Origin of the sequence: Psychrobacillus sp. BM2 (assembly GCF_048572895.1) — a bacterium.
GTDB lineage: Bacteria > Bacillota > Bacilli > Bacillales_A > Planococcaceae > Psychrobacillus.
The window spans coordinates 67872-81568 of the sequence record NZ_CP183878.1 but is presented as its reverse complement, the minus strand read 5'-3'; the positions used below and the strand labels follow the sequence as shown (position 1 = coordinate 81568).

Genomic DNA, 13697 nt, shown 5'->3' with positions numbered 1-13697 from the left:
TATTTGATATTAATATGTTTTAAGAAAAAGTAACTACAACCCATCAAGTAATAGCTACAGATAATCGGAGGATTTAACAGTGAAAATACGTACAAAGCTATTTATTATTTCCATTTGTCTACTACTAATTCCCAGTGTAATAATAGGGGTAAGCAGTTATTATTCGGCTAAAAATAATTTAGATGATTTGGGAGAAAAAACTCTAAAAAATGGCGTAGAAATGGCACTTCAATTAATCGACTCAATGAATTATGCCGTTGAAAACGGAGATATAACCCTAGAGGATGCACAGGAAAAGGTAAAACAATATTTAATAGGAGATTTACAAAGTGATGGTAAACGTACGATCACATCTAAAGTAGACTTAGGTGCGAATGGATACTTTGTAGCTTATGGAGAAGACGGGCTAGAAATAGCGCATCCTACTATAGAAGGAACCAATGCCTGGGAGAACCAAGACGTTGATGGAAAGTATATCGTACAGGATATCATAAAAGCTGCGCAGGATGGCGGCGGAATTACATATTATAAATGGGACTTACCAAATCAGCCCGATACTGCGGCGACAAAAATTACGTATAATGCACTAGATCCCAACTGGGGATGGGTGATAAGTGCCGGAACCTATATGGAAGCCTTTAATGAGGGGACTAACTCAATCCTTAAAACACTTATCATTACACTAGCCGTGAGTATCTTGTTAGGTACCATTATTATTATTCTATTTTCCAGACATTTAGCAATTCCGATTCAATTAATCGTTGAAAACGTGAAAAAGATTGCTCATCAAGACTTATCCAGTCCAAACATTCAGATTAAAAATAAAGATGAGCTAGGTGATTTGGCTACTGGCATAAACACAATGACGTCTAATTTAAAAGAAGTAATCGATTCTGTTTCTAGTTCAGCACAACAAGTAGCAGCAACGTCTGAAGAACTTACAGCAAGTAGTGAACAAACTAGTAGAGCTTCAGAGGAAATTACGGATTCCATTCAGCAAATATCTTCTGGTCAAGAAAAACAATTATTTGGTATGGAGGAAGCCAAAAGCTCCGTTAGTCAAATTTCATCTAGTATTGCGGAAATAACGTCCAATATTAAGGAAGTAAATGATCTTGCTATTGAAACGTCTAAAGTTTCCCTTTCAGGCAATGACGTTATTACGCAAACGGTCGAACAAATGAAACAAATAAATAGTCAAAGTACGATAACTACAGAATCAATGGTAACACTTGAACGTAAATCACAAGAAATTGGTGAAATCATTAATGTAATTACAGGTATTGCGGAACAAACAAATCTACTTGCCTTAAACGCTGCAATTGAAGCAGCAAGAGCAGGAGAACATGGCAAAGGATTTGCGGTTGTAGCAGACGAAGTACGGAAACTAGCAGAGGAATCTGGAAATGCTGCTAAAAATATTTCTGCTTTAATAGGTGAAATCCAAATCAATACAAAACATACTGTTCAAACCGTGAATGAAGGAAAAACAGCAATTGAGACTGGTATGAGTTTCGTATCTAACGCTGGAAGTACGTTTGAAAAAATAGCAACTGATGTGAGTTTAATAAATAATAAATTATCAATAATTTCAGCAGAAATTCAAGAAATAAATAATAATACAGATATTCTTGTACATGAAGTAGACAATACAAAAGATGTCACAGAAAAATCAACCGATTATACTCAAAATGTAGTAGCTGCTGCAGAAGAACAGTATGCATCCATGGTTGAGATGACTGCGGCTTCCCGATCTTTAGCAGAAATGTCCGAGAAACTGCAAGATGTTGTTTCTGATTTTAAATTGCTTTAAGTATTAAGAGGTACCAGGTTCTAATACAATTCAAATTACTTTGTAGTTTTCTTTACAATGTTCCTCTACTACATTAAACTTTTATCGAAAACATAATTTGTGTATTGTTTTTTTTATGTACTATTTCAAGGAGGAATTATGGATGCACCACATCGTAGATATTTTAGAAACTAAAGATTTTATATTGAGCAAGACAGATCACCGTCCAGTAATTGGAATGATTTTAGGATCAGGCTTAGGGACACTTGCTGATGAAATTAAGAACCCAATCAAAATTCCTTATAGTGAAATTCCTCACTTTGCAAAGTCGGAAGCTATAGGTCATGCCAACGAACTTGTTATTGGAGAATTAAATGGAAAAATAGTTGCTGCTATGAAAGGTCGTTTTCATTATTATGAAGGTTTTACTTTGGATGAAGTAACCTTCCCAGTACGTGTAATGAAAGCACTTGGTATTGAAAAAGTAATTATTACAAATGCCTGCGGTGCCGTAAATACAAGCTTTAACCCAGGTGATTTAATGTTAATTACAGACCACATTAACTTAGTTGGGGCTAATCCTTTAATTGGCCCGAATAATAACGAATTAGGTACTCGTTTCCCTGATTTATCAGAAGTGTATAACCGAGAGCTACGTAGTATTGCAACTAAGGTAGCGAATAAGCAAAACATGGAATTGCAAGAAGGAGTGTATGCTTGGTGGAGTGGACCTACTTACGAAACTCCAGCAGAAATCCGTATGTTCCGCACATTAGGAGCTGACGCAGCAGGGATGTCCACCGTTCCAGAAGCGATTGTAGCTACTCACGGTGGTATGAAAGTACTGGGTATTTCTTGCATAACAAATATGGCATGTGGGATATTAGATCAGCCATTAAATCATGAAGAAGTAATTGACGTTGCAGGAAAAGTTAGAGTTAAATTTGTTGGATTAGTTAAAGGGATTCTGGAAGAGATTTAAAATAGATAGTACCGAAACTAAATTGTAAATTAGAAAAACGCAAGCGTCCTTTAAGGCCAAAACTTGTTTCTATCGTTTTCGAAGGACTTTGGACAGACAGGTAGCTACATTATTACCGAGTGAATTTTTAAAGAAGCTGGTCGTGACTGCGTCACGACCAGCTTCTCTTTTTCCGGTAATTTTATGGCGTTTGTCTGTCCGTCGCCCTCCTACAACGCATAGAAACAGGTAAGTGCGTTTTTGGGTAACTAGAGAAAAGCTACTGTCCTATTCATGGAGGGAGCTCTCGAAGATGCAATTTCGTTCGCTATTTCGCTTCTTTATGAGTCAAACACTTACTATTTCTCTTTATTTCGACTAGTAAAAAAGAAAGTCTGCTTTCTTCCTCTATCATTTAATCATCGCATTTTTCACGCACAAGCGATTACAAATAAGTTGTTCACTCTCTAAAATTGACTAATCTTATCATCTAAGCGAAAAGCGATGCTAAATCTTCTAGTGGAGTACTACACACTAATTGATTGTAGTGAAAGTTGGCGACTCCGGTAGGATCAGTGATACAGATGAACCATCACATCGACGTACAAGCGTCGGTGATGGTTCATCGCTCACCCTGCTAAAGCGCGTCCACCTGTAACGTAAATCAGCAGTACTATTTGAAAATACCATCTAGTATTCACTGTTTTTAGTGTGCTTTGAACTCATGTGCTCATATCATTAGCAGGTAAGTTTTAATAGGGATGGCAATCGATTGTCTGTTATCCCATGGAATGTGAGCGGTAAACTTCGAAAAACAAATTACTCATCGTATTTGACTTCTATCTCCATATCCTCTTCTATCCAGGATGGGTAAGAGTCAAAATCCAACCGAATCGGATTTGTATAAGAAGTAAGAGTGGGTAATTCAAATTCAAATTTCCGTCCCACTTCAGGAATATTTATCATTGAACCTTTCACATAATTATAAACAAACGGTGTACGCCCCCCAGTAACTATATAGAACTCTTTTTCTTCAGCATCGATAAACTTATTAAAATGAACCATATTCTTATCGTAATCTTCATCGACTTCTACTATAAAACTGACTTTATTATCCTCCACTTGCAAGTTGGAGAATATTGAATTGGAAGGCTGTTCCAAAAACTTCTTCGCTTCGGTATCGATTAATATATGGGCTTCCTCTTTATCCATTGCTGCGAGTTTTCCAAAGGTTAATGTTAACTCCTTCGGATCATGGAAATAAAAACTTTCCGTAAGTGGGACTTCCCACAAGTTTCCTTTAGGAAGTACTTTAAATGAATTTCCAGGCATTGCAGACCAAGTCCTCCCCATTTCATCTACAAGCTTTAATTCATCAAACGCTCTTGATAGAAGTTTCTTTGAATTATTAGGATCTTCCTCTAATCTAACAGTCGTCCTTATTGGATCAACGATTAACTGCCTTATTTTAATACGTTGTCCTTCAATTGTAACTTCTTTATCCACAACAATATTTCTATTCTCTATATCCATTAATTTATAAGTAAATGGAATCTTAAAATGTTCAATCTTATCTCCATTTTTTATACCTACCTTCCAAGAGGGGTCATGTGAAAATTTCACTTTTTCCATAGTCTGCGTGCCGCTATAAAAGTTCGTCCCTTCTTTTGGTGTCAATTTCCAAAAATAATCATTTAAATTAACTTGATAGCGAGGAGTCATCCCTGAGGAAAATTGAAGATACTTTAATTCAAGTGTATTCAAATCCACTTTTTTCGAATGAACGGAATAAAAAACGACCATTCCCTTTTTATCTGCAATTACCCCATCAAGCGTCACCGTAATGCCGTTCTTTTCTTGAGAGAGATTCAGTGGTTGATAAAAGTCATTTTCAACTGCAGCGGTTAAACCTCTGTCTTGCTGAATAAGTGCAATAATTCGTTCCATCCCCGGAATAGATGCAACTTTATTGGCGAAAACAGGCGATACAGAGATAGATGTGATAAACGAGATGAGAAGGATTGCAGCAATTACGATCGACCATGAACTCCTTTTTATAATCTTCTTTCTTTTTATTAGTTGTTCTTTTTTTGCTTTCTCAAATCCACTTTGTACAGCAGAATATAGCTTGTCCTTCGATACTTCGACCTGACCAATTGTTTTCTTTCTCTGCTCCAGCTTCTTTTTTTCCTCCTCAAACACGTTTAACCTCTCCTTTCTCTTCAAATCCTGCCCTAAGTGCCCGTAATGCTTTATGTAGTCGCGTTTTAATCGTACCTTCTGGAGTATTCCACATAATGGCGATGTCCTTTATTTTGACATCTTCAAAATACTTCAAATGCAATAACTCTCTTTCGTAATCGGATAAACTTAAAAGTGCCTCCTCGACCTCCAAAAAAGTGAAATCTTCGGTTATTCCTTGTATGTTAAGTATTCGTTCCTCCAATACCTCCCTCTTCCTTTTCTTGATGACATCCCGACAATAATTCATCATGATCCGGATGAGCCAAGTTTTAAAATAGGCAGGCTCCTTCACTGTTTTTATACTTTTATAAGCTCTATATGTCACTTCCTGAATAGCTTCTAGTGCATCTCCTTCATTTTTCAAATACGAGATAGCTGTTCGATATAATGCTTCTTCATATGAATGAATTAATGCTAAAAATGCCTCTTCATCCCCTTTAATCGCTTTCTTCCCTTGTCCTTTTTCATCCAAGATTTCACCTTCTTTCATTTGTCCCTATCTATTAGACTTACAACTTTGAAAAAAGTTTTGATTAAAGGACCCTGTGTAAGAAACAAACGTAAAAGTTTAAACATTCATGTTTGTTCGAACTAACTTGATTGTTTCTTACACAGGGTCGATTATATATAAAAAAGTGACTTCATATACAGTTCTGAAGTCACTTTTCCTATTAATATAAGCTTTTCAATAAAGTTTCTAGCATTACAGGCATTTCGACGAATGCACTATCTACATGCAATCTTTCGGTTTTTTGATGCGCGTCTTTTCCGAAAGGACCAACATTTAATACGGGACCTTTCAATTGTGCCATGTCTTCAAATGGGATACTGTATGTGTCTCCCCAAATCGGTGTATTATTTTCAAAAGCTGTCCACCCATTACCAATATCTTCGTAATTTACGTAGCTTAAATCACAAATTCCGTTAAAGTAGTGAATTTGGTCGATCTTATTATTGAATGATTGCCCCGATTTCTTCATTAGCTCTACTGCTTCTATAATTAGCGGATCATTAGATGTGTTAACCGCTGGATAGTATGGGGGTGCGAATAGAATTACTGTCGCAGGAGCTAATTCTTGGCATTGAATCATTAAATTATCAACGATACGTAATGATTTTTCACGATCGTCCCAATCTTCCTGCACAAGCGCTTCCTGTTTTAAGCGTTCGACTTCCTCTGCTCCTAGCTTTTGATTTGCATAGGCAAGCAGTTGTTCATAACGAAGTACTTTGACTGTTCCCACACCTTTTATTTTCTCACGCTGGCAAATTTTTTGATAATCGACGTTTAGCGCATCCATCGCCTCTTTTGCCACTTGCTCAAAAAGATCCATCACTTCTGATGCAGTACGTTTAAATAAAAACACATTATACAACGACACTGCACGATATGGCGTTTGTGTAGAATAAGACATCTTCAAATCCCTTTGCTGCAAAGAAACTGGAAGCGGAGTACTTTCACCAAGATCCGTCTCCCGGAATAGTGAATTCCATTCCATACGTTGTGTCAAATAAGATGCGATGTAATTTGCCGTTATTCCTTTCATCGGCTCTCCAACATGAGTCTCTTTCCCATAAAATAAAGCAGCGGGCATAATTTTACCGATTGTTCCTGAATAAATATACTCCGCGATATCCGTTGGGTTTTGAGAAAACGACGGTTCACTATTTAAAAATAATTTATAAGTTAACCCAAATTCTTCACGAAGCCGTACTAATTGAGTTACCGCTGCACGCATTCCTGCAGAATTCACTTCCTCATCCGGAACGGTAGTCAACACAAGATTGATCGGCCATTCTTCGACACTTGCTTTTTCTATCAATTGCATATGGAGCGCAAGCCCCATTTTCATGTCCATCGTGCCTCGACCAAATAAATACTTTCCAGTTTCTAAATCGATCCGAGCTGATTCTGGTAAATCACTCGGATCTTTCATAAGCTTTTGAGTCAGTTCCTCTGGAAAATAAGCGAGTGGCTGCAAGGCACCATATTCCTCTGTTTGAACCGTATCAAAATGACTGATCAAAACCACCGTTTCAACAGCATCTGGGTGTTTATATAATGCAGTTACTGCATGTCTCCCAAATCCTGCATCCAGCAACTGTAAATGACTCGGATGATCTTGAAAATACTTTAATTCTCTTAACTTATCCAATGCTTTAGGAGCAAAAGTAGTTTCTCCTTCAGTTAATGTAATACTATCCCAACTAACAAGCTCGCATAATAACGCTCGAAGCGATTCTGGTGTACTCCATAATAATTGACTCATCTTAAATTCCCCTTTATTACTAGTGCCCGACATTAAGGATCCATAATATTCAGTTAAATTATTTTTTAATTCTCTTGAACGACTTTACTATTTGTTACGGCTATTTGTTGGTTCCTCTTCTCTAATCTCAATTTATAGAAGATCATACAAGCGATGAAAAAACCTACTCCATAATAAAGTCCAACACGCTGCGTCGGATCAAACGCTAAAAACACTAATATCAATAAACAAAACGCAATACAAAATAACGGAATAAATGGATAGAAGCGAACTTTATAACCTAAATCATCCAGGTTCCCACCATTTTTCACATACTGGCGACGGAACATCAATTGGGATGCCGCAATACCCATCCATGAAATAGTGACAGAAATTCCTGCAATAGACATCAATAACACGAATACTGCATCTGCCTCCATCACACTTGTTAATAATGACAGTAAAGAAAAAGCCATTGTGAATATTAAAGCAGCAAGTGGAACTTTTCGTTTAGATAAACGACCGAACACTTTTGGAGCCATACCTTCTTTAGCCATCGACCACAATAGACGGGTTGAAGCATATAAACATGAATTCCCTACTGACAAAATAGCAGTTAATATAACAAAGTTCATAATACTACCAGCATATGGTATTCCCGCTAAATTCATTAAAGTAACAAATGGACTTTCAAGCAGTCCAAGTTCGGATGCTGGAAAAATAGCAGATAATACAATAATAGAAGCAATATAAAACACAACGATTCTAAAAAGAATTGTTCGAATAGCTTTTGGGATATTCTTTTCTGGATTTTCCGTTTCTCCTGCTGCAATACCAACTAACTCAGATCCTTGGTAGGAGAAGATAACATTCATCATTGTCACAAAAACAATAGCAATCCCAGCTGGAAACAATCCTGTAGGAGCTAAATTAGTCGCAAATGGTGTTGCTCTTTCTTCCAATGGAATAAGACCGAAAATTGCTGCAGCCCCAATGATTATAAACAGAACTACCGCCACGACTTTAATACCTGCAAACCAAAATTCCGCCTCAGCAAAAGCTCTCGTTGTAAGCGCATTCAAAGCAAACAATAAAACCATGAAAATTGCACACCAAATCCAGATTGGAACATCTGGGAACCAATGCTGCATTAGTATTCCAGCAGCCGTAAACTCGACACCAGCTGTAGCAGCCGAACCTACAAAATACATCCATCCAAGTGAAAATCCTGCAGATGGACTAATAAATCGCGTCGCGTAAGTTTGAAAAGAACCAGTTACCGGCATATGAACAGCAAGCTCTCCAAGACACACCATTACCATATACAAGATTAACCCGCCAAATAGATAACCCAGTATAGCCCCTCCTGGACCTGCCTGATTAATCGTATAACCTGCATTTAAAAATAATCCCGTCCCAATTACCCCACCAAGTGACAACATAAGTAAATGACGACTTTTCATCGAGCGATTTAATAGATTTTGTTGTGTTGACTCCCCAATATTAGACATAATATTCCCTCCCCCATGTAATCTATTTAACTTAACCAAATACGCTTCTTTTTTTGATTATTAGGGATGCCCCACCCCCCTAATAATTCGTTAGAATCTCAGTGATAGGCAACTAAGACCGCCGTCTTGCTTGCGAACTTCAGACATATCAAGTTCAATTGTTTCATAGCCAGCTTCGTTAATTTTCCGTTTTGTTTCGCTGTACCCTTCTGGAATAATGACATAATCGTTTACGCGAATACAGTTTGCTGAGTATTCATCTTCATTGGTAATAATAATCTTGTCGTATGAATCAAAAGCTGGATGATCGACAAATTCCCCTGCAACGACCATTTTGTTTTTCCCTAAATAAGCGATACCAGTTTTCAAATGAAAGAATTTTTGTAACGGGATGATTGTTGCTTCAAATCCTTCGCCTTCTAGAATTTCTTTTAACTGGTGTGCACCTTCTTCATTGGTACGCTCAGAAATTCCAATATAGAATTTATTGTCCGCTTGAAGAATATCTCCACCATCAAGCGTTCCAGGTGATTTAATATAATGAAATTTCTTGTAAAAGTCTTTTAAAGTGCTTTCAATTTCAATAATTTCTCCATTTCTAGATTCCGCTCCCGGATTTGTAACAACAGCAAATTCAGATGTCAGCACTGCAGCATCTTCTACAAACGTCGAATCTGGAAATTCTTCACTTGCTGAAAGCAGTGTTACCGCTACTCCACATTTTTTTAATGCTTCCACATAAGCCTCATGTTGTACTAATAGTTTTTCATAATCCGGTTTCCCAAGATCTGAAGTTGTTAATCCTTCTACATAGCTTTTACTCGGTATTTTTGCGATTACATGTTGAAATTTACTCATTTTATGTTCCCCCTTAGTTTCTAATGACTGGACTTGTTAGACATGTTGGACCACCAGTACCTAATACACTGATTTCTCGCCCTTTGTATTCATAAACTGTTGCTCCTGCATCAAGCAATTGCTGTTTCGTCGATTCATTGCCTTCGACCATTAAACAAACACGAGGTGCAAGCGCTAGTACATTACATCCAAGATTATCGTATTCTGCTTTTGATACTTCCACTATTTGAATACCACGCTCAATTAGTAACTGACGGAAAAATACTGGCATTAATGGTGAATGCACCACTGCCAAATCTTTATCAACCATGCTGATGAAAGACATCAAATGTAAGCATTCTGCTTCTCCTTGATCATGTGGAAGCTGCACAACGATAAACTCATCTACATATGGAGCTGTTATTTCTTTTAGTTGGCGGATGGCTTCGTCGTTTGTACGATATCCGCGACCCACTACAAGAGTTTTATCATCTAACCAGACGATATCTCCACCATCTGATACCGCTTCACCAGCTAACTCTCCAATAATCGGAATCTCTTTTTCTTGTAAAAAGTCTTTATAAATGGTCGCTTCAGGCTGTCTTAATTTCTTACCTGATCTTAAAATGATGGCACCAGCCGGCGTAAGTTTCACTGGGTCATGCGCGTAAATAGAATCTAAACCTACTTTGTCCGATTTCGGTAAATAGTCGATTTGTGGTACATGCTTTTCTAAAATTTCGATGAATGTTTTATATTCACTCACCGCTTCTTCAAAATTTGGTTCTTGGAGATAATTGAATGTTTTCCATTGATCTGATAAGTGTTCCTGACTAATAAAAGCTTCGTTCGGATGTTTTACAATTACTCGCTCTAATTTTTTATACATGGATGAGTTATAAGACATTTCTCTGCTCCTTTTTCCACCTATCGGAAAACGTTTCTGAATAGCGGAAATATTATATTTAAAATATATTCGTTCCATGATATGATGTCAATATATTTCGAATATTTAAAAGGTGATTTTGAGAATAATATAAAATAGGCGGTGATTCACATGCAATCCATTACTCGTGCAATGTCTGTTGCAAAGGTATTAGCAGCGCATGCAAATGATAAAGGAATAAGTATTTCTGAGCTTTCTAAACTATGTGAGCTCCCACTAAGTACGATGCATAGATTATTACAAGCGATGATTAAACAAAGCATGGTAGAGCAAGATGAACACTCCAAGTTGTACCGTCTTGGCATGGTTTGGTTAGAGTATGGTCTACAAGTGTACGATACGATAGACTACGTCAGTAAAGTCAGACCCGAGCTGGAACGCTTATCTAAGGAAATAGAAGAAAGTGTCTATTTAAGCAAACCTGTTGGTATAGAAGCGATGATTGTAGAAAGAATTGATAGCGAAAATAATCCAATCCGAATATACGACCAACTAGGATTGCGTATTCCAATGCACATCGGTGCTGCCAACAAATCAATGCTTGCAGCCATGCCTAATTCCCAATCAGAAAGTATATTGTCACAGCTTTTACCCGCAAGAGAAATCCCTAACTTTTTACAAACACTCAGTCAGATTACGAAGCAAGGATATGCAACAAGCCACTCCGAACGAACGGAAGGCACATCTTCAATCGCGGTTTCTATCAAGGACAGTCTTGGTCAAATCATAGGTGCTATAAGCGTTGGTGTAGTCAGCTTCAACCTAACGGAAGAACGTCTCTCATTCTTAACAAGTAAAGTAATCCAAACCGGGAATAATATTTCCGTTAAACTAAAATCTAATAACTGAAAACAGATACAGGATCCCTTTAGTGTCTTTTGTCGCTACCTAACTGATATAAAGCAAAAAAGAGAGTAACCGTCTTATTCGACAATTACTCTTTCTATATAACCCCTATGTAAGAAGCAAACATGATTGTTTCTTACATAGGGACGATTTGAAAAAAACTAAATTCCAAACAAAAAGAGTGATCCCAAGGGATCACTCTTTTTTGTGCTGTCATAGCTGCTCGGAGGAGAAGAAAGGAAGTTTCAAATCCTTTAGCACCTGTTACCCGAGATTTCACTCCTCCCTATGAATTCTGGTTTAATAGCGCTACATTACTCTCTATAAATGTCTCAAGTATATTGCTATAAATCTGTGGCTGATCCGTATGCACTAAGTGCCCGGCAAATGGAACAATTGCAATATGGATATTTATATTCCTCTTAGGGAGAATGCTTGCCCCGATTGTTTCATTAGCTTTATCCTCACCAACCATAAAGAGTACAGGAAAATTAACTTCAGCTATAGCTGCCACATCCTCGAATGGATACCAGTTTTCATCTCTCCCAAAATAAATGAATTGCCTCCAATCAGATAGATGTAATTGGTCGAAATAACCAGCTATCTCTTTACTATTCAATACCTCTGTTTGTCCTTTCACATCTTGCTCATGAAGTTCTAACCAATTTTCTGGTTTCACTGGCGTAATTCCTGAAATTGTTAAAGTAGCAACTTTCTCTGGGAACATTTTTGAAAATTTAATCGCAACTAGAGCCCCCAATGAACACCCCACTAAATGTACAACTTCCAAATTTAAATGGGCAAATGTTTCGAATAAATCTTTAGCGGAATCCTCAAAGAAATTTTGTATATTATCTGCTTCTGATTGACCATGTCCTCTTAAATCAGGAGAGATTACCTGATAATTATTGCTGAAATACTCTCTTTGAAATATAAAGTCTGTTACTCCAGTTTGTAAACCGGTATGTAAGAAAACTATTGGCTCTCCGTTACCTATAATGTTTGTGTGTAATAACAAATTAACACCCCTTTTTACTCTTATTTATCCATGTCCCATAAGGCATATAAATCACTTTCTCAATGCTCCGTTATAAGAATGACGGGTATTAGATCCATTCAACTTTTTATCTCCGTTATTCCGAGGATGTGATCCATAAAGATGATGATCTTTTATATAATAGTCCACTTTCTCCAATGCTCCGGCTAATAGGTTATCCAAATAAGGTAAACGTTCGACAATTGAGTTTATACTTCTATGATGTAGTTCCACTGTATTTTTGTGTAAGGTTTCTGCAAAAGACTTTGTTAAACTTCTAACTTCGCCCTCTTCTTTGTTCTCAATTCTTGTACGATAATCATTCATACTATTTAGTAGAAACTGTTGATCTTCTTTCCATGGTTTCGACATTATTAATCTCCTTGTAAAATGTATTTTTCATTTCCAAGCTCAATTGTATTTATGCGTCTTTCTTTCTATTAGTTTACTTATGTTTTAAGTATTTTTAATAGTCTGCACTTTTATTATACTTTATTTCCATATAACACCCAATACTTGCTAATAAGGAGTTTTGTGGGTATATCACTTTGCATTCATTTTATAAAAGGAATGACATTCTTTTACTGAGTAAAAAAAAAGACCACCGATGCTTTAGCATCAAGCGGTCAAATATAATAGACGGTTTCCTCAAAGGTATTGGCTAAATGATGCCATCCATACCCATTGAGCACGAACTCAAGATTTGTTACAGGAAAAGTAAGAGAATTGATCTCATTCAGAAAGAAGACTTTTTCCTCTTATTGCATAAACCTGATTCAAGATAAGTGCGCCAATCATTTGAATAACGGTTTTCACGATGATTTGCCCTATAATAGCAGCTGGTACTGCCTCCCATGGAAGAAAATTTGCTCCAAGGGGACTTAACCCGATCACAACAAAAATCACTGAATCCAGGAATCCTCCAACAATGCCACTATAAAATACACGCCAAGCCATTGGTAGCTTCAATCTTGTGTAAATCTCTGTATCTGCTGTTTCAGCGACAACAAATGAAATTGCTGAAGCAAGCACAATTAATAGAGTATCCCCCAACATAAATGAGGCTAATGCGGAAAATGCTAAAGCTACAAAAATGAATAAGTATGTCTTTTTTCTACCGTATTTGTTTTGTACAAGATCTCGGAAAATAAAGGTAGCCCCTATTAGTAGCGTTCCCATAGGGACAATGAACATACCAAACTGTAGTGGGGCAAAAGCTGCTGTCACGACATTAGCAGTCACTATAGATATTAAATAAAATAAGATTCTCATGAT

At 37.0% G+C, this 13697-nt stretch carries 12 protein-coding genes; 3 read left to right on the top strand and 9 right to left on the bottom strand.

Annotated elements, in window-relative coordinates; all coding sequences use genetic code 11:
* Nucleotides 1–79 precede the first annotated feature (79 nt).
* Nucleotides 80–1813: a methyl-accepting chemotaxis protein gene (locus ACN6MX_RS00365; protein ID WP_419960723.1), complete on the top strand. Its 1734-nt coding sequence runs from the start codon at nt 80–82 to the stop codon at nt 1811–1813.
* Between the two features lie 142 nt (nt 1814–1955).
* Nucleotides 1956–2774 carry a purine-nucleoside phosphorylase gene (locus ACN6MX_RS00360; RefSeq protein WP_419960722.1) on the top strand — a complete coding sequence of 273 codons (819 nt, stop codon included), beginning with the start codon at nt 1956–1958 and terminating at the stop codon, nt 2772–2774.
* 798 nt (nt 2775–3572) lie between these two features.
* Here the strand turns inward: ACN6MX_RS00360 and ACN6MX_RS00355 are convergent.
* The 6 genes from ACN6MX_RS00355 to ACN6MX_RS00330 form a co-directional block, all read right to left on the bottom strand.
* Nucleotides 3573–4955 carry a DUF4179 domain-containing protein gene (locus tag ACN6MX_RS00355; protein WP_419960721.1) on the bottom strand — a complete coding sequence of 461 codons (1383 nt, stop codon included), beginning with the start codon at nt 4953–4955 and terminating at the stop codon, nt 3573–3575.
* Nucleotides 4948–5469, bottom strand: coding sequence for a sigma-70 family RNA polymerase sigma factor (locus ACN6MX_RS00350; protein ID WP_419960720.1), 522 nt, complete (start codon nt 5467–5469; stop codon nt 4948–4950). Before ACN6MX_RS00350 ends, ACN6MX_RS00355 begins: the two co-directional genes overlap by 8 nt.
* 199 nt (nt 5470–5668) lie before the next feature.
* Nucleotides 5669–7267: a M20/M25/M40 family metallo-hydrolase gene (locus ACN6MX_RS00345; protein WP_419960719.1), complete on the bottom strand. Its 1599-nt coding sequence runs from the start codon at nt 7265–7267 to the stop codon at nt 5669–5671.
* A 65-nt stretch (nt 7268–7332) separates the two neighbouring features.
* On the bottom strand, nt 7333–8757 hold the full coding sequence (locus tag ACN6MX_RS00340) for an amino acid permease (RefSeq protein WP_419960718.1): 1425 nt from the start codon (nt 8755–8757) through the stop codon (nt 7333–7335).
* Between the two features lie 90 nt (nt 8758–8847).
* Entirely contained in the window at nt 8848–9615 is a 768-nt protein-coding gene (locus tag ACN6MX_RS00335) for a dimethylarginine dimethylaminohydrolase family protein (protein ID WP_419960717.1), read from the bottom strand.
* A 13-nt stretch (nt 9616–9628) separates the two neighbouring features.
* Entirely contained in the window at nt 9629–10501 is an 873-nt protein-coding gene (locus ACN6MX_RS00330; RefSeq protein WP_419960716.1) for a dimethylarginine dimethylaminohydrolase family protein, read from the bottom strand.
* Nucleotides 10502–10651: 150 nt separating this feature from the next.
* On the opposite strand from ACN6MX_RS00330, the gene ACN6MX_RS00325 reads away from it, so the two are divergent.
* Complete coding sequence (locus ACN6MX_RS00325; RefSeq protein ID WP_419960715.1) at nt 10652–11389, top strand: IclR family transcriptional regulator; 738 nt, start codon at nt 10652–10654, stop codon at nt 11387–11389.
* A 283-nt stretch (nt 11390–11672) separates the two neighbouring features.
* Here ACN6MX_RS00325 and ACN6MX_RS00320 read toward each other — a convergent pair whose 3' ends face one another.
* The 3 genes from ACN6MX_RS00320 to ACN6MX_RS00310 form a co-directional block, all read right to left on the bottom strand.
* Nucleotides 11673–12404, bottom strand: a complete 732-nt coding sequence (locus ACN6MX_RS00320; protein WP_419960714.1) for an alpha/beta fold hydrolase — start codon at nt 12402–12404, stop codon at nt 11673–11675.
* 51 nt (nt 12405–12455) lie between these two features.
* Nucleotides 12456–12794 carry a hypothetical protein gene (locus ACN6MX_RS00315; protein WP_419960713.1) on the bottom strand — a complete coding sequence of 113 codons (339 nt, stop codon included), beginning with the start codon at nt 12792–12794 and terminating at the stop codon, nt 12456–12458.
* A gap of 360 nt (nt 12795–13154) precedes the next feature.
* Nucleotides 13155–13694 carry a VUT family protein gene (locus tag ACN6MX_RS00310; protein ID WP_419960712.1) on the bottom strand — a complete coding sequence of 180 codons (540 nt, stop codon included), beginning with the start codon at nt 13692–13694 and terminating at the stop codon, nt 13155–13157.
* Nucleotides 13695–13697 lie beyond the last annotated feature (3 nt).

Excerpts from the sequence above, each read along its gene's own strand:
- ACN6MX_RS00360 (WP_419960722.1), top strand. The coding sequence starts at position 1,956 with ATGCACCACATCGTAGATATTTTAGAAACTAAAGATTTTATATTGAGC.
- ACN6MX_RS00345 (WP_419960719.1), bottom strand. The coding sequence starts at position 7,267 with ATGAGTCAATTATTATGGAGTACACCAGAATCGCTTCGAGCGTTATTA.
- ACN6MX_RS00340 (WP_419960718.1), bottom strand. The coding sequence starts at position 8,757 with ATGTCTAATATTGGGGAGTCAACACAACAAAATCTATTAAATCGCTCG.
- ACN6MX_RS00335 (WP_419960717.1), bottom strand. The coding sequence starts at position 9,615 with ATGAGTAAATTTCAACATGTAATCGCAAAAATACCGAGTAAAAGCTAT.
- ACN6MX_RS00330 (WP_419960716.1), bottom strand. The coding sequence starts at position 10,501 with ATGTCTTATAACTCATCCATGTATAAAAAATTAGAGCGAGTAATTGTA.
- ACN6MX_RS00325 (WP_419960715.1), top strand. The coding sequence starts at position 10,652 with ATGCAATCCATTACTCGTGCAATGTCTGTTGCAAAGGTATTAGCAGCG.
- ACN6MX_RS00315 (WP_419960713.1), bottom strand. The coding sequence starts at position 12,794 with ATGTCGAAACCATGGAAAGAAGATCAACAGTTTCTACTAAATAGTATG.
- ACN6MX_RS00310 (WP_419960712.1), bottom strand. The coding sequence starts at position 13,694 with ATGAGAATCTTATTTTATTTAATATCTATAGTGACTGCTAATGTCGTG.